Annotated in this window: 2 protein-coding genes; both read left to right on the forward strand. The window is 54.4% G+C overall.

The features are described 5' to 3' along the window. Positions 1-194: 194 nt before the first annotated feature. Positions 195-371, forward strand: a complete 177-nt coding sequence (locus AC1D0P_RS27770; RefSeq protein WP_477679674.1) for a hypothetical protein — start codon at positions 195-197, stop codon at positions 369-371. Then, positions 368-547: hypothetical protein (locus AC1D0P_RS27775; protein ID WP_477679675.1), on the forward strand; the 180-nt coding region annotated here is incomplete at its 3' end. The genes AC1D0P_RS27770 and AC1D0P_RS27775, both read left to right, overlap by 4 nt.

A 547-nucleotide genomic window follows, 5' to 3' on the forward strand; every position in this document is an offset into this window, starting at 1 on the left:
CCTCAGTCCCATGCGGGTCGTCAAGAATGTTGCGAATGCCTTGTTCCAGCTGCTTGGCGCGCGCTTTCACTATAGTTTCGATAGCTTCGTTCAGACTGGTTGCGATGAGGCTCATGAAGGCGAACAACAGCGCCAGACCGATCCCCGTATCAAGAACTTGTGAACCGAACATGTGGACTCCCCTCCCGCAAGCAATGATTGAAAATGACTATGGCATGAATGCAATTGATGTAAAGAGAGGCGTGTATTTTTTTKCGTGCAGATGGTGGTTGTTGCCTGCGGATATGGTCGGCTGCTGCTGGCGCTTCATATCCGCGTTGTCTTCGGAGGCGCTCTTGCTGCTTGCCGATGCTGCCAGACATGAACCATGAATAAAGAGCTCCGCTGGTGCGTGAATGTAACGCATGGCTTCGGTATTCCCGGAATTGAACAGATGGACAGCCTGAGCGATCCGCAACATTACATGCCGGACGAGACCCGGCTGGCGAAAATCCAGGGGGAGATCGCCGGATACAATGCCGAGCGGCCGGCGGTCCAACGTCAGGCC

The organism is Polaromonas sp. P1_G2 (genome assembly GCF_056405515.1).